Origin of the sequence: Exiguobacterium sp. KRL4 (genome assembly GCF_001870785.1) — a bacterium.
Taxonomy (GTDB): Bacteria; Bacillota; Bacilli; order Exiguobacteriales; family Exiguobacteriaceae; genus Exiguobacterium_A.
In genome coordinates this window covers 39,985-61,197 of record NZ_MOLV01000004.1, presented here as the reverse complement: position 1 = coordinate 61,197, position 21,213 = coordinate 39,985, and the positions used below count along the sequence as shown (strand labels likewise).

Genomic DNA, 21,213 nt, shown 5'->3' with positions numbered 1-21,213 from the left:
ATCAAAGGAAATGTTTTATTTTTTTTAGCGAACTCTCTTGTGAAGTCAATCACATTATAAGAACGTTGTCACTTCTGTACTATTCAACTATCCACCCCTGTGTTAGTTATTAATATTCCTCCTTTGTTATGCTATAATTTTTTTAGATGAAAGGGGGGCTGTTCATGATTACCATGAATGAGATTGTCCGGGAAGATGTACCTTCACTTCACGAACGATCGGTCGATGTCACCTTCCCACTCAGTGAGGAAGATAAGGAAACGATGCGTCTGATGATGGAGTATTTATCCAACAGTCAAGACGATGAGCTAGCGGAAAAACATGATTTGCGGAGCGGGATCGGATTAGCTGCACCTCAAATCGGGGTCAATAAACGGATGTTCGCGATTCGCCTACAGGATGGAGAGGACTTGCTCGAGTTCGGAATCTACAATCCTAAAATCATCAGCCACTCCGTGGAACAAACGTATTTAGCCGGCGGAGAAGGATGTTTATCCGTTGACCGTGAAGTTGAAGGTCACGTGCCGCGCTATATGCGTATTACCCTGTCTGGCATTGATCATAACGGAAATCCAATAAAATTAAGATTAAAGGGATTAAAAGCTGTAGTCTGCCAACATGAATACGATCACTTGGATGGAATCATGTTTTATGACCGCATCGATGCAAAAGAACCATTTAAGGATTACGGATCACCACTCTAAGCCCAGGCATACAAAAAAGACATTTCCACAATGTGGAAATGTCTTTTTTGATTTATACTTCCATGATGATCGGCATGACCATCGGATGACGTTGCGTTTTTTCTGTCAAGTAAGGTGTCAACGTGTCGTTGATGACTTGCTTGATGTCCGTCCATTTCGTATTACGATTTGCAAGCGACTGTTCAAGTGACCGTTTCAAGAGACGTTCGGCATCCTTGATCAGGTTTCCTGATTCACGCATGTAGACAAATCCGCGTGAGATGATGTCCGGTCCGGAAACGAGACGATTGGTTTTCGAGTCGAGTGTCACGACGACGACGACGAGTCCTTCTTCTGAAAGAATACGGCGGTCACGCAGGACGATATTTCCAATATCTCCAATTCCTTTTCCATCTACATAGACGGCGTTTGCTTGGATTTTACCGGTAATCGCTGCTGCATTGGCATCAAGCGCCAATACTTCACCATTATCCATGACGAAACAGTTTTCTTCCGGAACACCGGCGTCCATCGCAAGCGACATATGTTTCTTAAGCATCCGATACTCACCGTGGATCGGCATGAAGTATTTTGGTTGCAACAGACGAAGCATTAATAGCTGTTCTTGCTGGCTTCCGTGACCTGACGTATGGATATCATTTAACTTGCCGTACATGACATCAGCACCTGCTTTATACAGCTGGTTGATGGTTTTACCAACTGAGACGACGTTCCCTGGAATCGGAGACGACGAGAAGATGACGAGATCATCCGGAATGATTGAAATTTGGCGGTGTGTCCCGTTTGCGATCCGACTAAGGGCCGCCATCGGTTCACCTTGTGACCCGGTACAAAGAATCGTCAACTCGTTTGACTTATACCGTTTCATTTCATTTGGTTCGATGATGGTACCTTTTGGCGCTTTGATGAAATCAAGCTCCTGTCCAATCATCATGACTTTATCCATACTACGTCCGAAGACAACGATTTTCCGACCTGCTTCAACAGACGCATTGACGACTTGTTGCAGACGGTAGATGTTTGAGGCAAAGGTCGCAAAAATAATGCGACCTTCTGCTTTACGGAAGATATTTGAGATCGTATCCCCGACCACACGCTCACTCATCGTAAAGCCTTCAATCTCTGCATTCGTTGAATCAGACAGCAGACAAAGCACACCCTCCTTGCCGAGTTCCGCCATCTTCGTTAAGTCAGCAGGTTCTCCGACAGGGGTGAAATCAAACTTGAAGTCACCGGTATGGACGATATTTCCTTGTGGCGTCTTGACGACGACTCCAAACGAGTTCGGAATCGAGTGTGTCGTCCGGAAAAACGAGATACTCGTTTTACGGAACTTGATGATTGAATCTTCATCGATCTCATGAAGTTCAGTCGTCCGTAACAAGCCATGTTCCTCAAGCTTCACTTTAATGAGACCAAGCGCAATTTTCCCAGCATAGATTGGTAAGTTGACTTGCTTGAGTAAAAATGGCAGTCCCCCGATATGGTCTTCGTGACCGTGGGTGATGAAAACACCTTTTACTTTCTCTTTGTTTTTGATCAAGTACGTATAATCTGGGATGACATAGTCAATCCCAAGCAATTCATCTTCCGGGAACATGACACCAGCATCGATGACGATGATTTCGTCCTGGAATTGAACGACGTATGTGTTTTTCCCGATTTCTCCTAAACCGCCGAGTGCGAATACGGCTGCTTGATGGTTTTTAACGAACTTCATGCGAACGTTTCAACCTTGTAATCCGGGCTTAGTTGTTCATACTCGAGGAATTCTCCACTTACTTCACGGATGAATTCAACATTGATGTCTTTGATGAGATGATCAATCGCTGTTCGCACTTCACGAATGTTCTCTCCTTCAACGTACATTACTTCTGTCCGTTCCCGTACCGGGGCTTCCGAACGAAGCGGTTGATAAAATACTTTAAAAATCATGTTTAGCAACTCCTTATCAGTCCATTGTTTTTTGTCCTTAGATTAGTATACACGATATCCTACTATTTTTTCATCCTATTCCTAATCCAAGGTCGGCGTAAACGTCAACGCTATGCTATAATTCCACATGTATCCGGCTGAACAGCCAATTAAAAAGAGAAGGTGAAACCATGGCAAATCAGAAAGTCGTCTTTTTCGATATCGATGGAACCTTACTTCACAATGGTCATTTCGTTCCCGAGTCGACCAAACTAGCCATCAAACAACTACAAGAAAACGGCGTGTACGTCGCCATCGCGACCGGACGTGGTCCCGCAATGTTGTCAGGTGTACGTGAAATGCTTAACATCGACACGATCATCGGTTATAACGGACAAATCGTTGTTCATCAAAATGAAATCATCTATAAACTGCCCCAGCCGACTGCAGATCTTGAGCACTTGACGGCTCGAGCACATAAAAATGGACATACACTTGTCTATCTAGGGGAAACTCAAGGATTCTCAACAAAACCTTCTGATCAGTTAGTCCAAGAATCATTAGGAGAACTCGATATCCCCTTACCCGCTTTTCATGAACAGGCATTTTTGACGCATGACGTCTTTCAAACGCTCGTCTACTGTACAGCAGAAGAAGAAGCTGAATACGTCCAAAACTATCAAGCATTCGACTTCATTCGTTGGCATCCTCACGCAATGGATGTCATCAATGTCGGTTCGTCAAAAGCAGATGGCATCAAACAATTCTTGAAACTGACGAACATACGACGCGAAGATACGTTTGCGTTTGGCGACGCCTTAAATGATTTAGAGATGTTACGTTACGTTGGAACAGGTATCGCAATGGGCAATGGGCTTGCTGAAACAAAAGCGGCAGCTGATTTTGTCACCAAACACATACTAGAAGATGGTATCGCCCATGGATTAAAAGAGTTTCAATTGATTTGAGTCACGACTAAAAAGGCCGAGGAACAGCTCCTCAGCCTTTTTTGATTTCAATTTTTTACTTTGTGAATGGCGCGTTCTAATCGATCCAAATCATCATTCTCGCCGATGACGACAAGATAATCACCTTTTTCAATCAGTTCGTCTGCCTGAAGCGAGATCATGACGTTTTCACCACGTTTGATCGCCACGACGTTTGCACCGTACTTACTTCGTAGATCCAGATCAATCAACGTTTGGTTCGCCATCCGGTCACTGACTTTGATCTCAACGATAGAGAACTCTTGTGACAAGTCAAGATAATCCAAGATATTTGAACTCATTAATCCGTTTGCAATCCGAACCCCCATATCGCGCTCCGGATGGACGATGAAGTCCGCTCCGATTTTCCGCAGAACCTTTTCATGGTAATCATTCGTCGCCTTGACGGTAATCGATTGTACCCCAAGTTCCTTTAAAATCAACGTCGTCAAAATCGACGCCTGGATGTTTTCACCAATCGCAACGATGACATGATCAAAATTTCGAATCCCAAGACTCTTCAAGACATTCTCATCGGTCGTATCAGCAATGACCGAATGCGTGGCAATTCCCATATATTCGTTGACACGTTCCTCATCTGAATCAATCGCTAACACATCATATCCATTCTTCGATAACTCTCGGACAATCGATCCCCCAAACCGTCCTAAACCGATTACTGCAAACTCTCCATTCATGGTCAACTCTCCTTCACAATTCTGCTTCAGTAGTAGTGTAACTGATTCACTTCTAAAATACTATAAACGCATTGATGATCCGGTTTCCGTTCCTAGGGGCGCGAAATCTACGTCAGGATCGAAAAAAAACGCGTAATCCACTGAAAGGATTACACGTCCGTTTGATGCGATTTGTCGGATACGTCACTTGGCCTTTTTCCCACTGACATAGTCGTTATCAAATAAGAATAGACGAAGGATCAAGTACAAGGCTGGAATCAATAAGAGGAGTCCAAAGATGAAGACGACAACCAGTGCCGTCGCCATCGTTTCGTTTACGACAGCTTTATTGATATCGATATACGGATAGAGGATGTACGGCAGATGCGTATACCCATATCCGAACCAGGCAACTCCGTACTGTGCCATGACGGCGATAAAGGCAATACCATAATTTTTTTTCAAGTAAACGAGCGTGACGGCAACGCAGAAGAATAAGAAGCTTGCCGCGAACCACCACCAGTTCCCGTTTAAGATATTCTCATAATGCCAGGCTGCTTGATTTTTTAAACCGAAGAAGACTAACGCACAGACGACGATGGTTGGAATACTCCAAAACAATGCCCATTTCCGGATGAGTGGTGTAGCATTTTCATCCTTCGCCTTGTCCGCATAAAACAAGAGGAACATGGCACTGATGTACAGGACGGAGACAATCGCAAGTGCGACGACCGTCCAAGAGTAAAAGTTCGTGAACAGTTTCGTTCCGAGGAACTCGACCGTTTCGTTTGTCTTACGAATAAAACCACCTTGACTGATCGTCAGCGTCGTGGACATCGCAGCTGGAATCAACAGGCCAGTTGCTCCGTACAAAAACGTATAGAACATGCTGTCGTTTGAGCCGTAGTTCGCAAAGGCATAAAAACTACCACGAATCGCAATTAAGACCAAGACGATTGATGCGGGAACAAGTAACGCTGTTCCATAATAATACGCCGTATCCGGGAAGAATCCGACGAGTCCGACAAAGAAGAAGACGAAAAAGACGTTCGTCACTTCCCAGACCGGCGAAAGGTAACGTAAAATCAGACGGTTCGTCAGATGATCACGTTTTGTATACTTTGAATAGAACGCATAAAAACCGGCACCGAAGTCAATTGAGGCAACGATGAGATATCCATAAAGGAACGTCCAAAGTACGGTTATTCCAAGTGTTTGAATGTCCAACTCGTTCCCTCCTTATTTATTGTCGTCTGCAAACATCGCTTCACCAGGTGTATGATGATCATCCGCGAGTTCTTTGCCGACAGGATTATTTTTAAACATCCGGAGCAGGACGATCGTACAGATCGTTCCAAGCAACAGGTAAAGCAAACTGAATAAGATGAGCATTGGTCCGACGGCAGTTGACGTCGTCGCCGCATCGGCCGTTCTCATAATACCATAGAGTGTCCATGGCTGGCGTCCGATTTCCGCATACATCCAACCGGCTTCGATCGAGACGATGGCGAGTGGTCCACCAATGAAAATACCACGTAATAACCACTTGTTATACGGATTCAATTTCTTGAGACGGAACGCTAAGACGAACAAGGCTGAAATCGCCGCCAAATACATCCCGATTGATACCATGATATCAAAGAAATAATGGACAAACAGTGGAGCTTGATCTTCTTTTGCAAACTCATTTAATCCGATGACTTCCGTGTCCGGTGCTCCACCTGCGAGAATCGATAACGCATATGGAATCTTGACGGCACCTTTGATTTCATAACTTCCATCGGCTTGTTCATCTAAAATACCACCAAATATCAGCTCAGCTTCGCTGGTCGTTTCAAAATGCCACTCCGCTGCTGCTAATTTTTCTGGTTGGTATTTCGCCAGGTATTTCCCTGAGAAATCACCTACGAGTGCTGTCGAGAAGGCAAAAATCAAACCAGCCATGACTGTTAAGCGAAGGGCTTTTTTGTGATACGCCGTTTCAGCCGCAGATAACGTTTTTTTACGCAATAAATGGAAGGCTGCAATCGCTGCCAAGATAAAGGCGACTGTCAAATAAGCAGAAACGATGACGTGTGTCGCTTTTGTAGGTGTCGCCGTATTGAACATCGCTTTTAATGGTTCGATTTGCGTCAATGTCCCATTGACGATTTTAAAGCCTTCTGGTGAATTCATGAACGAGTTGACCGTCGTAATGAAAAACGCAGAGGCTGTCGCACCGATGACGACCGGAATCCCGATTAACCAGTGTAACCACGGGTTTTTGAATCGATCCCATGTATACAAATAAATACCGAGGAAAATCGCTTCAAAGAAAAACGCGAACGTTTCCATGAATAATGGCAACGCAATCGTTTGACCAGCTACTTGCATCAAGGAAGGCCATAAAAGTGATAACTGCAATCCAATCGCGGTTCCTGTCACGACACCTACCGCTACTGTTACGATATAACCGCGCGTCCAGCGTCGAGCTAACAGAATATAATCTGGATCTTTTCGTTTAATTCCAATGTACTCGGCTGCGAGTACCATCAATGGAACCCCTACCCCAATCGTCGCAAAGATGATGTGGAATGCTAATGTGAGCCCTGTCAATAATCGACTGAGCATTACTGGATCATTGAACATGTGTATAGCCCCCTCTTTCTAAACGTACTTCTATATATTGTTTATATCCGTATCATAGAGAACATAATCATTTGTGTCTGTTCTTAATGTTTGATGTAACAAATTGTTCACATATACTCGTGATTTATTTCACAAAACGTTCGAAAACTATTCCATTCCATAAAATGAAAGCCCTTTATCCGTTTTTTCATGAATAAAGGGCTGCTTGTCACGTATTTTGTTTAGACATACTCTCTGAAATAATGATCCAACAAGTTGATCACAAACGGGATGGCTTCTTCATCCGGATTGAGCGTCGGCTGGTGCAGTCCAGACGTCGCATTGTTGACGCCAAGCCAAAACATCATTCCCGGCACTTCTTTTAACATGAAGCCGAAATCTTCTCCTGTCATCGCAGCATCGCATTCGATGTACGTTGCATTCATCTTCACAAATGATGAAAATTTATTGACGACATTTTGATCATTAACGACCTCATAATACCGATTACCGAACTGTAAATCGATTTTGACACCAAATGAGGCTTCGATGCCGCGAACGATTTCCCGCACACGTTGTTCTAATTTCTCCATGTCCGTTCCGTTTAACGCACGCATCGTGCCGTCTAATAGGGCACGACCAGCGATGACATTTTCCCGAATGCCCGCTTCGACCTTGCCAATCGTAATGACACTACAGTTCATCGGATTGATCGATCGACTGACAATCGTCTGCAATTGCATGATCAGAGCCGCTTGCGCGACGACGGTGTCAATGGTCAAGTGCGGAAACGCCGCATGACCACTTTGCCCATAAATCGTAATGTGGACTTCGCGTGCACTCGCAAACAAAACACCTGGGCGACTGGCTATCGTTCCAACTGGATATTCTGGTGCAACATGTAAACCGTACATTTCGCTCGGTCGATATTTTTCGAATAACGGACTTTTGATCATCGGTTCAGCTCCACCTGGTCCTTCTTCCGCCGGCTGAAACAAGAAGACGACATCATCCATGACCGGAAGTTCAACAATCCGGCGTAATAAACCTAATGCGATCGAGGCATGGATATCATGTCCACATGCATGCATGAACCCTGGATGCTCTGAGCAAAACGGAAGTCCGGTTGCTTCTTCAATCGGTAATCCGTCAATATCCGCACGATAGCCAATTGTCCGGTTCCCTGTTAATCCTTTGACCCGAACGAATACGCCTGTCTCGAACGTATCATAGCTGACTCGATTTTCCGGATAGGACCGGATTTGATTTAAAATGAAAGCTTGCGTTTTGAACTCCTTGAATCCAGGTTCCGGTATTTTATGAAGTTCACGGCGCATTTCAATTGCGTATTCCATCTGACCGACTTCCTCCTTCTTCTTTTACGATGTCCCAAAACGCCTGGACCTGTTTTAATTCAAGCATCGATTCCGTTGATAGAATCCATGTGTCCCGCTTTAGAATTTTCCCGGATGATGTTTTGAGTGGAATTTGCATCACTTCATTCGCTTCGTGGATCGTCGATTCCGGTAAGATGGCAAATCCAATTCCGTGGAGAGCCATCTGCTTACATGTCTCAATTTGATCGACGACAAGTGTCCGGGCTGGTGGACTGGAAAAACGATCTTGCCACCATTCTAAAATTTCCTGGTAATATGTCGAGTCACTCTTAAACTGAATGAAAGGACGTTCTGTTTTCCGGAGTTGCTCTAATGATGTCAGTTCGCTATCAACAAGATACAATGGATCAGAAAACAGGCGTTCCTTCACGCCTTTCCAGTCCGGATTCCCCCGGATGATGCCGATATGAAAATGTTCTTCTAACATATGACGCATCATCTCACTCGACCACCCCGTGACGAGTTGGATCCGCACATGGGGATACCGTTCGACAAACCGTTTCAGGACACGGGGGAGCCAATACTGCCCCATGATCGAGGCAACGGCGATTCGGAGCGTCCCATAGACGGCTCCTTCTTCTGCGGTCAGTTCACTTTTTAGTTCCAACTCTTTTCGGTTCATCTCTTTTGCAAGTCCGATGACCTTTTCCCCTTGAGGTGTGATACTTAATCCGCGAGACGAACGAATGAAAAGTTTCGTCGCCCAGCGTCGCTCGATCGCCACTAGCCGTTGGCTGAGGGCCGGTTGGGAGACGAAGAGACGTTCCGCTGCTCTTCGCATGTTCAATTCTTCCGATAACGTAATCAACATTTCCATTTCCGACACTTGCAATGTATGATTCGACTCCTCATGATATAAGATGGCATTAGTTTAACACGTTAGAGAGGAAGGTACATATGTCACGCTATCATTTTATGTTAATCGTCTCAACGATCGCGACTCTCGGGAGTCTATATTTTAGTGAGATTCGAGGTTTCATTCCCTGTCCGTTGTGTTGGTGGCAACGATTGTTCATGTATACGACGGCCATCTATTTACTCGTTTCGTTGTTCCGCAACCGACCAGTCGATGCCTTTTTCATCCGCTTGTATACGTTACTTGGTTTTGCGGTTGCGGCCTATCACGTCATATTGGAACGTTTGCCGGACGGAGAAGCCCTCTGTACGAATGGGTGTCTGATTAAATGGGTCAATTATTTTGGGTTCTTGACGATTCCGATGATGAGTCTGGTGGCATTTACGCTACTTGTCATCCTCGCCTTTTATCCCCAACAAAAAAACGCTCAATGAGCGTTTTTTTGTTCCCATGCGGTCGCCACGGTATAGGCGCTCGAAAAGGATAACTCCGATAATTGACCTTCTCCCTCACACCAGTCTCCGACGAAAGTAATCGTCCCTCCAGTGCCTTCGTTCATAAAACAAGGTAAAGCGATTTGTCCCATCTTCCATTTGATTTCTTGTACGATGGCCCGCTTCATTGTTCGCTCGACGGTTAACTGATCGCGCCATCCCGGATAATGTTGATCCAGCAAACGATGAATCTGTTTCACTTTTTTTGCGAGATAGTCTGGATTCCCGACATACTGATGCGCCAAATAAGCAACCACTTGTAAAACTTGTCCGTTTTTCGGTGCAATGCTTGGATCATAGTGGGATAAATCCGTTACGAATAGTTGATGCGTCCGGTCATAGACATATGAAAATGGTGTTTGGATATAAGGACTGAGACCAACATCATAGACCAATACTTCGACCGGTTCATAATAGGCGAACGGTTCGATGAAGGACTGAATCGGCGCCGGTAATGCCAATTTCCGCATATCGCGAGGCGGAAGGGCGAATATGACCCGATCAGCAGTCCACTCGTCTTTTTTTCGATCACGCAACAGATAACGTTGCTCAATTTCTTCAATCGCAGTAATTTTTGTTTTTCGATGGATCGTCCCCTCATTTTCTTGTAACACACGTTCCAGCTCAGTAATCAGTACTTGCCACCCCCCAGCAATGTATGAAACCGGTTTTCGCGTCCGAAATAGTTTCCGGTAATAATCAAAATAAACGACTGAAGGAATATTTTCCGGTTCTGTCGTAAAGAAATTACTTGAAGCTAAGTCAAGCATCAGACGCGAGACGTCCGCTTCTACGTTTTCTTGAGCCAACCATTGACCAATCGATACATCTGGTGTTCCCCGCTCGAGATGCAACACCGTTTTGACGACCTCCCATGTAAATCGGAGTTTATCCGTCCCACCGATGACTTCTGTTTTTAATAGTCCGATTGCATTCGCAGGCGCCGCCGTCAGATGACCTGCGAATTCATATTTCGCTTTGGTCGAAGAAAAATCGAGCCATGTGATCTCCAGCTTCAACGTCTTGATGATCGTCCGTAGGATGGACTGGTCACGCCCATAAATGGCATGGGCTCCGTAATTGAACGTAAAACCTTTGATGACTTGTGAGGTTGCCCGCCCGCCCAGTAGACCGGCATCATACAGATGGACCTGTTTTCCTTGACGCGCAAGTAACGCTGCAACTGATAAACCTGCTAACCCTCCACCGACAACAGCAATCGTCTCCACGTCCTTCACCTCCGACTTTCTCAACAGTTGTCTGATCTTGTAGTCCTTTTCCCGATTTTAGACGAAAAAAACGACAGCAGATGCTATCGTTTCTTACGTGATGTGACTTATTTCCACCATGTGTCGAGCGGTGAAACAGGCATATGATGTTTATGACCTACACGTTTATATTGTGCTTCTAATTTAGCTTGGCTTTCCGCTGAAATCTGCTTACCTTCCAAATAATCATCAATTTCATCGTATGTCATCCCTAAAGCTTGTTCATCCGGCAATCCTGGTTGATCGTCCTCCAAATCAGCTGTCGGCACTTTCTCAATCAATCCGTCAGGTGCTTTTAAATGACGTAGCAACTGTTTTCCTTGCCGTTTATTCAATCCTGTCAATGGCGTCAAGTCGCAGGCACCATCTCCATGTTTCGTATAGAATCCGGTCACGAATTCTGCTGCATGATCCGTCCCGACGACTAAACAACCGAAGTGTGCTGCTAAATCATACTGTGCCTTCATCCGTTCACGAGCTTTTGTATTTCCTTTACTGAAATCCGACAGAACCTGACCAGTTGCTTGTTCGAATGAAGCCATCGAGGCAGCGACGGCTGGTTTGATATCGACACGCAATGCGTGATCCGGTCGAATGAACGATAAAGCGAGTTGCGCATCGGATTCATCCTGCTGTTGACCGTGAGGCAGGCGGACGGCATAAAACTGATAGTCTCGCTCCGTCTCATCTCGTAACTCTTCGATCGCGAGCTGGCATAAACGTCCTGCTAATGATGAATCTTGTCCACCTGAAATCCCGAGCACAAACCCTTTTGCTCCCGTGTGCACAAGATACTCTTTTAAAAATTGAATCCGTTGTTTAATTTCGTCTTCAGCCATGATGACCGATTTGACTCCAGTCACTTGAATGATCTCCTGTTGCATGAAACCGTCACTCTCCTTCAGCGTTTGGCTTAACTTATTTTACAATTTCATTTTGACCCGTCGTAACCGATGCAGCCGCACCTTCCACCTGTCGAATCGTTGAGACCTCGATTTTTTCTGGATTACTTGAAGCCGGAAGTTCAATGCTTACTTCGTAACGCCTCGTCCCCAGTGCTTCAAAACGTTCCTGTTCAATCGCTTGGGTAAATACCTGTTCTTCTGAGAACGTATACAAAACTTTTTCGTTGTCATCTTTGACGATCAATTCAAATCGTTGGGATGTCGGAAACGTTATTGTCAGGTTCTCATCGTTAGGATTCTTCAACAACACGATTGCTTCCACTACTGTCGGCTTCGTTTGCTTTGCAGATACCGTGATTTCAACTGGTTGCTCCAAAACATCGCTTTTTGTCGTTTGTCCAGGCTGCTTCTGTTGTTCTTGCTGACTGCAGCCGACCATGATCAATGTCAGTATACATAAACAGGATAACCGGGTGATCCATTTCAAAACAACGCCCCCTTTCTACTTCTTCTACTGCCGATTTTAGCACAAAAAAGAGGTAGGATAAGGTTTGACCTTATCCTACCTCTTTGCTTCCTACGTTAGGCAACTGGAATCGTTACATTCGCTTTTGTCATGGAAAACAATTGTTCGATCCCCGTCACGAACAATTCGTCGCAAATCGCGTCCGTCGCAGTAGCTGGTGCGACAAGTGTGATCGTCCGACTGTCCATTGTTTCGATCGTCACGAATACACCTGTCGCCGTCCGTTCTTTGTATCCTACCGCTAAATCTGTTTCAGCAAAAAGTATCATATCCCCGAATCTCCTTTGTTATGTCAGATGTCAGTCAAACCAAAATAGCTGTTTGAAATCGAATCAGTTATTGTGATTTCACTTTATCAAACCGGTAAAAACATCAGGAAATTCTCGTTCGACATTTCGTGTCAAAACTTTATTACAAAAGATACAACCATTTTTTTACACATTCAATTAGTTGGCACATACATCTTAAAATTGGCGGTTTATCAACATATTTCAATTCCATTTCAAAACCATTACAAAATAATATTCATTTTTTTCCAATTATCTTAATCGACAGGGAAAATATACCTAGACAACCTATGTGTTATTTTGTCGAATGGTTCTTCTTACGCTCTTTTTTTCAAGTTCTCATGAACCTTCACCGGTCATTCGATTCATTTGTTGCCACACCGTCCCTAGTGCTTCTTCCCCACTCTCGATTCGAGCCAAAGCCAATTCAGCTTGTAGCGCCACTTCATATTCACGATCTTGAACCGCTTCCGTTAATCGTGGAATCGATTGTTCTGTCCCAACATCAAATAAAAAGCGTGCTGCTCGCCAACGCACTAATTTGTTTTTATCAGTCAGCGCCTCAATCATCATTGGTTCCGCTTCAGGTAACGCCCAGTCGGAAATCGTATCTCCAGCCGTTCGGCGCACACTACTTGACGGATCGTGTAACGCATTCGTGATGTATTCTAATAACTCAAGTCGACTCTCTTCAAACATCCCGAGCTTGACGACAGCCTGTCTTCTGATTTGCATTTTTTCATCCTGGAGCATTTTAGCGTAGGCAGGCACCCATTTCAGATCAATTGGTAACTCATCCAACGCTGCAAATCGTTGTTTCCAATCAGCTGAAGTTAACGTTTCCCCATCAAACGTCACTTCTTCTCCTGAAGCAATCGTTTTTAAGCGTTCAATTCGCTCCTGAGGGTAAGCCACTTCAATTTCTTGAGCGACTTCCGCTAAACTGTCATCTAAATCCCCATAGCGTGGTGCTTGCTCTACCCACCGACGATCGCTGATGACGTTTTTGACATAGGGTTGAACAAATAAAGCCGCTTCACGGAATCGTTCAGGTAAACCATGTCGTTTTTCTTCCAGACCTTTGACCCCTTTCAGTTGCATCGGGACACCTAAAATAAACTGGACGAATAAATGAACCGGTTCAAACGCTGCATCCGTTTCATGTTGTTCGACATCGCTGAGTACTTCGCCAAAGGCACGACGAATCTCAATGACAAGTGTTCGCCAGTCGTATTTCGGAAAACGTTCGACGGCTAAAAAGTCGCTCACCTGGTAGACCGATTTGATGCCTGGTATGTCCAGTAACTTTGCGATATGCTCTGGCGCTCCAAACGTATGTTCAAATGTTTGGCCCTTTTCAGAAAATGTCTCATCGACGATCACTTTCATATTGTTTGGACTTGGTGTTGGTTCGATTGCTATAATCTTCATCTTGATCCCTCCCCCATTCATCATTCAGAAATTCACTTCAAATTGCAACGTAAACGCTTTTCTACGCTGCGAGGTTTCGTGAACTACTCACCACTTATTTGCTTCACAAATTGAAGTGGGAGCTTCTTGGGAAGATCGTACTTTTACTAGCTACGGTTATTTACCAAGCTCATCGGGTGGTTCCCACCCTGAAGGGTTTTCAGTCTGCTAACAGCAACAAGTTGATACTCGCATTAATATCTCTGTCATGATGAGCGCCGCAAGTACACGTCCATTCGCGTACATCGATCGTTTTCTTCTCGCCTTTTACTCCACAAGAAGAACAGATTTGAGTAGAGGCGAACCATTGATCCGCTTTGATAAGTGTTCGTCCATAGAATGTGCATTTGTATTCTAACTGTCGGACTAACTCATACCAACTGACATCTCCAATCGATTTGGCGATCTTATGATTCTTCATCATGTTCTTCGACTTGAGCGTCTCGACGACGAGGACTTGGTTATCGTCAACGATCCGTTTCGACAGCTTATGAAGAAAATCTTTACGTTGATTTGCAATCTTTTCATGCTTCTTGGCGAGGATCCTCCTCGCCTTCTCTCGGTTCTTACTCCCGATTTTCTTGCGGGACAAGGCGCGTTGCGCCTTCTTTATCTTCTCTTCGGACTTTCGAAGGAAACGAGGATTGTCAACCTTCTCAGAAACCCACTCATCATTCGTCAGGATGGCGAAATGCTCCAAACCAAGGTCGATTCCTACTTTATTCTTGGCTGGAACCCACTGCTCTTCGGCTTGATCGACAAGGATAGAGATGAAGAATTTCCGGGTCTTCGTCATCGAGACCGTCGCGGACTTGATCACACCCTCGAACGGACGATGTTGCTTCAACTTCACAAAACCGATTTTAGGAAGTTTCACCTTACGATCTTCGATACGGATGCTACCCTTTAGATTGTTTGTTGTGTAAGATGCACGGTCGTTGTGCTTCGATTTGAATTTCGGAAACCCGACAGACTGATTTCGAAAAAAGTTGTGATACGCCCTGTTTAAGTCCATCTGAGCGTTCGCAAGAGAAAGACTGTCGACTTCTTTTAGGAAAGGGAATTCAGGCTTGTACTTTGCTGGGGTTGGGAGCTTCTGCTTCGCGTCAGGATTGAGCTTCGAATCTTCATACAATCGGATCCGCTCTTCGAGCATCTTATTGTAGACGAAACGGACACAACCGAACGTCTTCACGAAATATTCTTGTTGTGGTTTCGTCGGATAGAGTCGAAACTTGTACGCCTTCAGCAAAGCAATCACTCCTTTCCTTGTTTTTCGATATAGTGTCTGATGACGTCGATTGTCGCACCTCCGGTCGTCACTAGACAGTAATTTCGAGACCAGAACATTTCTTTCCATAGTTGTTTCTTGACATGCGGAAAGTCTCGTTTGATCAGTCGACTGCTTGCACTCTTGTAAGCGTTCAGAAACTTTGACATCTCCGTGTTCGGGTGTGCTTTGAACAGCACATGGATATGATCGCCGTCATGATGCCACTCGTTCAGCGTGATATGATACGACGCGCCGATTCGTTCGAACGTCTGTTTCGCGAACTCCGAGATGGCGTCATCGATCACTTTACGTCTGTATTTCACTACTAGGACAAGGTGATAATTCAGAAGGAAGACTGAATGTTTATTTGTGTCCATTTTCATTGATATATCAGTCCTTTTGGTTAGTCACACTGATTTTATCAAATGATTGCAGTCTTGCCAAGACGAGCGATTCATCTCCCACCTACGCTTGGCTTCGCCCCGGTACGCTTAGAGGTGGGAGAATTCTCGCTAAATTTAGTTAAAAAAGATAACGCCCACCCTTCGGTGAACGTTTGACTGTACGTTTAAAAAGAGGTTTATTGAGCAAACGCCTCTTCGACGATGTCACAAAAAGCGTCCGGTGTTTCCAGCATCCCCATATGACTGCTACTTGTCGAACGGAACATAATCCGATCACTTTGAGGGGCAAAGGCACTTGCTTCGGAAATCAAGGGATCGTTTGTACCATGAACGATCACACCACGGACCTTCGTTTGACGCAACGTATCTGTTAAATCTTTTCGATCCCGCATCGCAGCTAACGCCCGGATTGCCCCTTCGACAGTCATCATGTAACCGATCTCTTTTGCTTCCGAGATAATCATTGGGTCCGCATCTTCTGCGAACAGCCCAGGTACTAAACCGTCAACGAATTCACGAACACCGATACCTGACACCCGGTTGATGTTTTGATTTCGTTTTTGTTTTGCTTCTTCCGTATCTGCTTTTGCGGTCGAGTAGACTAAACCAAAACCAGATAGTTTTTCAGCATACATCTCGACAATCGACGCGACGATGTATCCACCAAACGAATGCCCGATTAAGATTGGTTGCTCAATCCCTCTTCGTTCCAAGTCTTTCATCACCCATGTCGCAAACCCTTCGATCGTATCTGGTCCAACCGATTCCCCTTCGTGTCCCGGTAATGCGAGTACAAGCACATCAAACGATAAGCGAAGTCGTGCTTCGACTCGGTTAAAATAATCAGTTCCTCCAGCAAATCCGTGTAATAAGACAAGTGTTTTTTTTGACATTCAACTAGTCATCCCTTCCATTCCGATGCAAGCATGCGGTAAATCGTTAAATCCATGAACCGTCCGTGACTGTACGCGTAGTCTTCAAGCAGTCCTTCTGCTTGAAATCCTAACTTTTGGACGAGTGCATTGGATGCAATATTTTCAGGTGCGACGAGGGCGCTGATTCGGTGCAAGGCGAAATCTTCGAATCCATGTGTCAGCACGGCACGAGCTGCTTCAGAAGCTACCCCTTGTTGCCAATACTCTTGGCTAACCTCAAATCCAATTTCTGCACGATGGTATTGGGTCAACCAATTGTGAAACCCAATCGTCCCTACTAATTGATTGGTCTCCTGATCGGCGATTGCCCATCGGATCGCCTTACCTTGCGTAAACTGTTCTTTAAAATAACTGATGACGTTTTTGGCTTCGTATACGGTGACTAATGGATCGGATCCATAATAATACATCACGTCATCATCTGATAAGATTTTAAATAAATCGCGCGCATCCCTGTTTTCTAACTCTCTTAAAATAAAACGTTCTGTTTTCAGTTCCGGGAATGGTTTTCGTAATCCCCACATACCCTATCACCTCTTTTTTATATTATGCCCGTTTTCAAAGGGAAATATCCTTTTCGCTCTATAGAAGTTTTGCTACTATTGAAATAATGAAGTTACTTATCAAGGAAGGAAGTTTCCTATCATGTCTAGTTCACTGCTCTACTTGTATGAAGATGCGGAAAACCACCGATTGACGATGTCCGGTGTTTCGTTTTCTGACTTTACCCTGTCTATCGACTCAAAACGTCCGCTACTCGTTTCGGGAGCGGCCTTCAAATCCGCTAAACAATCTTTCCGAACTGCTTTTCATTATGTCGAAGGGCACGAAGTCGAACAGTTTGCCCAATCGAGCGATGTCGAACGCTCTCCTTTGAGTACCATCGATATCCGTTCTTCACATTCACTCGACACATTAACAGACGTCGAAATCGCGGAACTGCTATTTTTAATGCATATGAAACGTGGTATGCCTAGTCCGTTCCTGGCATCCGTCGGAAACGAGTGGGCCTATTTCAGCGAACAAGACAGCATGCAAGCAACGGTTTACTTAAAAGACTGGTCTACGATCGAACATGTTCTCTCTTTACTAATCCAACGAAAAATCCGACGAGAATTCCGTGTTCTGTCTGCTTCTCCTCTCACTGCCGAAATCATCATCAACCTTCGTCATCTGCTGCATGAAGGCGTTTTGATTGATTTTGCGAACGTTAAACAGTCTGTGTTCACGCGACAAATCACCATTCCCGTTTATGTCGCCGGAAGATATGAAGATATGACGGTCTTAAAAGAAGATCTTGATACAAATAAAGAATCGATTGTAAAACGTGGTGAACTGATTCACCGTAAAAAAAACTGGATTTTTGAGTTACAATGACCCTTTGCATCTTCGTCGCTCCATGACAAGATGCTTTTTTCATATTTTTCTGAAGAGAGCTCCGCCTCATTTTTTGTCCAATCGTTTACATGACAATAACATTACCGAATCATTCGAATTTTCACATAAATTAAAGCTGGCATCTTGAGCAGACTTCGTTATAATGAGATTAACCTTTTGGAAGTTAGAAGTTGGAACGGTTTTTCTTACGATTTATTTCAGCAATGCATTAACCGAAGGAGGAATTTAGCATGGATCAGTTAAAAGTGAACGGAATCGGTTCATTCACCAAGTTTGCGACGAACGGAAACATTCTGAAGTTAAAGGATGCCGCGACAGGCGAACTGAAAGTGTCCTTGAATGAAGCGAGCTCAATGACTATTTCACCAATTGATGAAGAAACAGGATTATTCATTATCCGTGGTCAGCAACAGGAACCTTTAGTGGAACTGACCCTCCCTCGTCAATCGTGCGAAGTCGTTCACGCTTGGCTACTCCATAAATTGAGACGACAAAAGAAAGGTCGTTTCATGGCATCTAGCTAAATACTTGTTCCTCTAGTTTACCATGCGTCAATTGATTTGTTGCGTCCGTCCTCTTCATAAGTCAGGAGACTCTGGCTTGAAGAGGGCGTTTTTGTATGGCAAAATAGACGGCACCTGTTGAGGAATCGTCTACGTCATGATAGTCTTGCAAAATTAACAGTAAAAGAATTGACGACCCTCCATGAAAAAGTAGCTCCTTAAAGAAATGAATATTCTAAAAATTCTTTCATCACTTTTTAGCAAGTGGTATATTTGGATGAGATTATTGAAAAACAGGAGGTAACATATATGTTGAACCGAAAAGATATTTTTGCTTTAGGATTCATGATTTTCGCTTTATTTTTTGGTGCCGGTAACTTAATTTTCCCTCCTGAGCTTGGTGCCTTAGCGGGCACACAATTTTTACCAGCCATGCTCGGTTTTATCGTCACTGGTGTCGGATTGCCGTTAGTCGGATTAATTGCCGTCGCCTGGGTCGGCGGTGGGATCAGTACACTTGCAAATCCGTTGCCTAAATTCGTCGGCGCTTTATTGACATTTGCGCTGTATGTCGCCATCGGTCCGTTTTTCGGAATTCCACGGACTTCTGTCGTCACCTACGAGCTCGGTGTCGTCCCGTTTTTAAGTGGACCAAGCCAGACGAGTTTAATGGTTTCTTCTTCGCTCTTCTTTTTAGTGACGTTATACCTTGTCCTGAAACCCGGCAAGTTGCTTGATATCATCGGCCGGTTCATCACACCTTTGTTGCTTATCGCACTTGCCACGCTAAGTATTAGCAGTATCATAAACCCTTTGTCTACTGTTCAACGACCGGCACCGGGCTATGCTAGTTTTACAGACGCCTTTATCCAAGGATTCCTGCAAGGATATTTGACGCTTGACGCCTTAGGAGCACTCGTGTTCGGAGTGATTATCTTGCATACGTTACACGCGCGTGGTCTGAAACATCGGACGGCTCAGTTGAAGACAGTCACAAGAGCTGGTTTAATTGCTGCCGTATCACTGACTCTTGTCTACACCGGACTCGGATTCATCGGTCGAAACAGTTTTGGTGCCGTCGGGTCTGTCGATGGTCCGTCTTTGTTGCAACAATATGCCGATAATACGTTTGGGACGATTGGCCTGATTATTTTAGGAATCGCCATTTTACTCGCCTGTCTGACGACATCCGTGGGTCTTGTCACCGCTTTTTCTGAATACTTGATGTCATTCTCAAGTCGACTTTCGCTCCCCGTCACCGGAACCATTACGACCGTGTCAGGCTTTACGATCTCGATTTTCGGTCTTAACACGTTACTCACCATCGCAATCCCTGTATTGATGTTCCTTTATCCAATCGTCATCGTCTTGATCGGATTAACGTTCGTCCGCTCATTCTTAAAAAAAACATCACTCGTTTACCAAACGACTTTATTCGTGACTGCGTTGTTTTCGTTAGTGAGCGCCTTAACTTCTTTAAAGGTCTTACCGGGTATCTTGATTAATGTCTACAAAATTTTTCCGTTGACTGAACAAAATTTAGCTTGGCTTTTGCCCGCTTTAATTACATTTGCTATCAGTTCATCGATTGGACACGTTTCTAGTCATTCGATTCCTGAAAAACGTATTGGCTAGTGATGCCGCTTTCATCGCTATGGTATGATAAACAAAATGATTTTTTACTGGAGGCGTCGCTTTAATGGATAAGATCGCTTGGATTACCGATAGTATGGCTTTTTTCCCACCCGGGGAAGCAGAAAAAATCGGAATCCACGTAGTACCAACGTTAATCATCATCAATGGAGAATCCTATCGTGAATACGTTGATCTTTCAGTCGAACAACTTGATGCAAAGATGCGTCAAGATTCTTCCGTTGTCCCAACCACTTCACAACCTTCTTTTGGTGAGTTAGTCGAACTTTACGAACGCCTGCAGGCTGAAGGTTATGATTATGCCTATGCAGTACACATCACAAGTGGCTTAAGCGGGACATATGCTAGTTCTGTCGCCGCTGCAGATGCCGTCGGATTTAAACTGTATGCGGTTGATTCTTATACAGGTGGTGCCAATCAACAAGAAATGTTACGTATTTCGATGCAATTAGCTCAAGCCGGTAAACGACCAGAAGAAGTGATGGCTGTTTTGGATCAATTCAAGCATCAGTCCCATTTCTATTTGATCATCGGTAACATGGAGACGATGCGCCGAAGTGGTCGTGTCTCGAGCAGCCAGTTTTTGCTGGCAAATATGTTGAACATCAAGCCGATTGTCAAGTTCGACGAAGTCGGTAAACTTGTTCCTTTCAAGAAGGTTCGCTCTATCAAAAAAGCCTTTCATGAAATGACATCAGAAATCGTCACACAAGTGGAACGATCCGGTTTATACAAACAGACGCTTTATATCGGTCATACACTCGCCTTGTCTGCCGCTGAACAGCTGCGGGACACGATTCAGTCGAAGCTGCCACACCTCTCCATTGAAATCACACAATTTGGTCCTTCTATTTTGACTCATGCTGGATCGGAAACAGTTGGTGTCTTTTGGTTTGATGACATTCCTGTTTCGTTGTAATGAAAATCCCCCTCTACCGTCAGAATTGACTGGTCAA

The 21,213-nt window shown here is 44.5% G+C and carries 23 protein-coding genes; 7 read left to right on the top strand and 16 right to left on the bottom strand.

Translation table 11 applies throughout. The annotated features are described in order from the left end of the window. Positions 1–164: 164 nt before the first annotated feature. Positions 165–704: a peptide deformylase gene (gene def, locus BLD48_RS02665; RefSeq protein ID WP_071498850.1), complete on the top strand. Its 540-nt coding sequence runs from the start codon at positions 165–167 to the stop codon at positions 702–704. A gap of 52 nt (positions 705–756) precedes the next feature. On the opposite strand, the gene rnjA is transcribed toward def, so the two are convergent. Both rnjA and BLD48_RS02655 read right to left on the bottom strand, forming a co-directional pair. Continuing rightward, on the bottom strand, positions 757–2,424 hold the full coding sequence (gene rnjA, locus BLD48_RS02660) for a ribonuclease J1 (RefSeq protein ID WP_014970815.1): 1,668 nt from the start codon (positions 2,422–2,424) through the stop codon (positions 757–759). Continuing rightward, positions 2,421–2,639: a DNA-dependent RNA polymerase subunit epsilon gene (locus BLD48_RS02655; protein ID WP_014970816.1), complete on the bottom strand. Its 219-nt coding sequence runs from the start codon at positions 2,637–2,639 to the stop codon at positions 2,421–2,423. Before BLD48_RS02655 ends, rnjA begins: the two co-directional genes overlap by 4 nt. A 170-nt stretch (positions 2,640–2,809) precedes the next feature. Between BLD48_RS02655 and BLD48_RS02650 the strand changes: the two genes are divergently transcribed. Next, positions 2,810–3,586 carry a Cof-type HAD-IIB family hydrolase gene (locus BLD48_RS02650; RefSeq protein WP_071498849.1) on the top strand — a complete coding sequence of 259 codons (777 nt, stop codon included), beginning with the start codon at positions 2,810–2,812 and terminating at the stop codon, positions 3,584–3,586. Positions 3,587–3,633: 47 nt separating this feature from the next. Here BLD48_RS02650 and BLD48_RS02645 read toward each other — a convergent pair whose 3' ends face one another. The 5 genes from BLD48_RS02645 to BLD48_RS02625 all read right to left on the bottom strand — a co-directional run bounded on the left by BLD48_RS02645 (position 3,634) and on the right by BLD48_RS02625 (position 9,117). Next, positions 3,634–4,302 (bottom strand): potassium channel family protein, encoded by a 669-nt coding sequence (locus BLD48_RS02645; protein ID WP_012370886.1) that lies wholly within the window; start codon positions 4,300–4,302, stop codon positions 3,634–3,636. Between the two features lie 183 nt (positions 4,303–4,485). Continuing rightward, positions 4,486–5,508 carry a cytochrome d ubiquinol oxidase subunit II gene (locus BLD48_RS02640; protein ID WP_014970818.1) on the bottom strand — a complete coding sequence of 341 codons (1,023 nt, stop codon included), beginning with the start codon at positions 5,506–5,508 and terminating at the stop codon, positions 4,486–4,488. Between the two features lie 12 nt (positions 5,509–5,520). Further along, complete coding sequence (locus BLD48_RS02635) at positions 5,521–6,909, bottom strand: cytochrome ubiquinol oxidase subunit I (protein ID WP_071498848.1); 1,389 nt, start codon at positions 6,907–6,909, stop codon at positions 5,521–5,523. A gap of 221 nt (positions 6,910–7,130) precedes the next feature. Then, the gene (locus BLD48_RS02630) at positions 7,131–8,243 is read right to left on the bottom strand and encodes an N-acetyldiaminopimelate deacetylase (protein WP_014970821.1); all 1,113 of its coding nucleotides are present in this window, start codon (positions 8,241–8,243) and stop codon (positions 7,131–7,133) included. Continuing rightward, positions 8,227–9,117, bottom strand: coding sequence for a transcriptional regulator CcpC (locus BLD48_RS02625; RefSeq protein WP_071498847.1), 891 nt, complete (start codon positions 9,115–9,117; stop codon positions 8,227–8,229). Before BLD48_RS02625 ends, BLD48_RS02630 begins: the two co-directional genes overlap by 17 nt. 65 nt (positions 9,118–9,182) lie before the next feature. On the opposite strand from BLD48_RS02625, the gene BLD48_RS02620 reads away from it, so the two are divergent. Next, entirely contained in the window at positions 9,183–9,575 is a 393-nt protein-coding gene (locus BLD48_RS02620) for a disulfide bond formation protein B (protein ID WP_071498846.1), read from the top strand. Here the strand turns inward: BLD48_RS02620 and BLD48_RS02615 are convergent. From BLD48_RS02615 to BLD48_RS02575, 9 genes are all read right to left on the bottom strand, one after another. Continuing rightward, on the bottom strand, positions 9,569–10,864 hold the full coding sequence (locus tag BLD48_RS02615; protein ID WP_161487687.1) for a protoporphyrinogen/coproporphyrinogen oxidase: 1,296 nt from the start codon (positions 10,862–10,864) through the stop codon (positions 9,569–9,571). The two genes, BLD48_RS02620 and BLD48_RS02615, sit on opposite strands and share 7 nt — an antisense overlap. Positions 10,865–10,971: 107 nt before the next feature. Continuing rightward, the gene (gene nadE / locus BLD48_RS02610; RefSeq protein ID WP_071498844.1) at positions 10,972–11,787 is read right to left on the bottom strand and encodes an ammonia-dependent NAD(+) synthetase; all 816 of its coding nucleotides are present in this window, start codon (positions 11,785–11,787) and stop codon (positions 10,972–10,974) included. Between the two features lie 34 nt (positions 11,788–11,821). After that, a complete protein-coding gene (locus tag BLD48_RS02605; RefSeq protein WP_071498843.1) occupies positions 11,822–12,295 on the bottom strand; it encodes a BsuPI-related putative proteinase inhibitor in 474 nt (157 codons plus the stop codon). 95 nt (positions 12,296–12,390) lie between these two features. Beyond that, positions 12,391–12,603: a hypothetical protein gene (locus tag BLD48_RS02600; protein WP_071498842.1), complete on the bottom strand. Its 213-nt coding sequence runs from the start codon at positions 12,601–12,603 to the stop codon at positions 12,391–12,393. A gap of 357 nt (positions 12,604–12,960) precedes the next feature. Beyond that, the gene (locus tag BLD48_RS02595) at positions 12,961–14,052 is read right to left on the bottom strand and encodes a virulence factor (protein WP_071498841.1); all 1,092 of its coding nucleotides are present in this window, start codon (positions 14,050–14,052) and stop codon (positions 12,961–12,963) included. A 199-nt stretch (positions 14,053–14,251) separates the two neighbouring features. After that, positions 14,252–15,343: an IS200/IS605 family element RNA-guided endonuclease TnpB gene (gene tnpB / locus BLD48_RS02590; protein ID WP_071498840.1), complete on the bottom strand. Its 1,092-nt coding sequence runs from the start codon at positions 15,341–15,343 to the stop codon at positions 14,252–14,254. Positions 15,344–15,348: 5 nt separating this feature from the next. Further along, positions 15,349–15,747 (bottom strand): IS200/IS605 family transposase, encoded by a 399-nt coding sequence (gene tnpA, locus BLD48_RS02585; protein WP_071498839.1) that lies wholly within the window; start codon positions 15,745–15,747, stop codon positions 15,349–15,351. Between the two features lie 197 nt (positions 15,748–15,944). Further along, entirely contained in the window at positions 15,945–16,661 is a 717-nt protein-coding gene (locus tag BLD48_RS02580) for an alpha/beta fold hydrolase (protein WP_071498838.1), read from the bottom strand. A gap of 8 nt (positions 16,662–16,669) precedes the next feature. Next, complete coding sequence (locus BLD48_RS02575; RefSeq protein ID WP_071498837.1) at positions 16,670–17,227, bottom strand: GNAT family N-acetyltransferase; 558 nt, start codon at positions 17,225–17,227, stop codon at positions 16,670–16,672. A gap of 121 nt (positions 17,228–17,348) precedes the next feature. Here BLD48_RS02575 and BLD48_RS02570 point away from each other — a divergent pair, with 121 nt between their 5' ends. The 4 genes from BLD48_RS02570 (at position 17,349) to BLD48_RS02555 (ending at position 21,176) form a co-directional block, all read left to right on the top strand. Beyond that, positions 17,349–18,080, top strand: coding sequence for a hypothetical protein (locus BLD48_RS02570; protein ID WP_071498836.1), 732 nt, complete (start codon positions 17,349–17,351; stop codon positions 18,078–18,080). Positions 18,081–18,331: 251 nt separating this feature from the next. Then, the gene (locus BLD48_RS02565) at positions 18,332–18,625 is read left to right on the top strand and encodes a hypothetical protein (RefSeq protein WP_071498835.1); all 294 of its coding nucleotides are present in this window, start codon (positions 18,332–18,334) and stop codon (positions 18,623–18,625) included. Positions 18,626–18,913: 288 nt separating this feature from the next. Then, positions 18,914–20,239, top strand: coding sequence for a branched-chain amino acid transport system II carrier protein (gene brnQ, locus BLD48_RS02560; protein ID WP_071498834.1), 1,326 nt, complete (start codon positions 18,914–18,916; stop codon positions 20,237–20,239). Positions 20,240–20,303: 64 nt separating this feature from the next. Continuing rightward, entirely contained in the window at positions 20,304–21,176 is an 873-nt protein-coding gene (locus tag BLD48_RS02555) for a DegV family protein (RefSeq protein WP_071498833.1), read from the top strand. Positions 21,177–21,213 lie beyond the last annotated feature (37 nt).

Coding starts and splice junctions, on each gene's coding strand:
- def (WP_071498850.1), top strand. CDS start 165: ATGATTACCATGAATGAGATTGTCCGGGAAGATGTACCTTCACTTCAC.
- rnjA (WP_014970815.1), bottom strand. CDS start 2,424: ATGAAGTTCGTTAAAAACCATCAAGCAGCCGTATTCGCACTCGGCGGT.
- BLD48_RS02655 (WP_014970816.1), bottom strand. CDS start 2,639: ATGATTTTTAAAGTATTTTATCAACCGCTTCGTTCGGAAGCCCCGGTA.
- BLD48_RS02650 (WP_071498849.1), top strand. CDS start 2,810: ATGGCAAATCAGAAAGTCGTCTTTTTCGATATCGATGGAACCTTACTT.
- BLD48_RS02645 (WP_012370886.1), bottom strand. CDS start 4,302: ATGAATGGAGAGTTTGCAGTAATCGGTTTAGGACGGTTTGGGGGATCG.
- BLD48_RS02635 (WP_071498848.1), bottom strand. CDS start 6,909: ATGTTCAATGATCCAGTAATGCTCAGTCGATTATTGACAGGGCTCACA.
- BLD48_RS02630 (WP_014970821.1), bottom strand. CDS start 8,243: ATGGAATACGCAATTGAAATGCGCCGTGAACTTCATAAAATACCGGAA.
- BLD48_RS02620 (WP_071498846.1), top strand. CDS start 9,183: ATGTCACGCTATCATTTTATGTTAATCGTCTCAACGATCGCGACTCTC.
- nadE (WP_071498844.1), bottom strand. CDS start 11,787: ATGCAACAGGAGATCATTCAAGTGACTGGAGTCAAATCGGTCATCATG.
- BLD48_RS02600 (WP_071498842.1), bottom strand. CDS start 12,603: ATGATACTTTTTGCTGAAACAGATTTAGCGGTAGGATACAAAGAACGG.
- BLD48_RS02595 (WP_071498841.1), bottom strand. CDS start 14,052: ATGAAGATTATAGCAATCGAACCAACACCAAGTCCAAACAATATGAAA.
- tnpA (WP_071498839.1), bottom strand. CDS start 15,747: ATGAAAATGGACACAAATAAACATTCAGTCTTCCTTCTGAATTATCAC.
- BLD48_RS02580 (WP_071498838.1), bottom strand. CDS start 16,661: ATGTCAAAAAAAACACTTGTCTTATTACACGGATTTGCTGGAGGAACT.
- BLD48_RS02575 (WP_071498837.1), bottom strand. CDS start 17,227: ATGTGGGGATTACGAAAACCATTCCCGGAACTGAAAACAGAACGTTTT.
- BLD48_RS02570 (WP_071498836.1), top strand. CDS start 17,349: ATGTCTAGTTCACTGCTCTACTTGTATGAAGATGCGGAAAACCACCGA.
- BLD48_RS02565 (WP_071498835.1), top strand. CDS start 18,332: ATGGATCAGTTAAAAGTGAACGGAATCGGTTCATTCACCAAGTTTGCG.
- brnQ (WP_071498834.1), top strand. CDS start 18,914: ATGTTGAACCGAAAAGATATTTTTGCTTTAGGATTCATGATTTTCGCT.
- BLD48_RS02555 (WP_071498833.1), top strand. CDS start 20,304: ATGGATAAGATCGCTTGGATTACCGATAGTATGGCTTTTTTCCCACCC.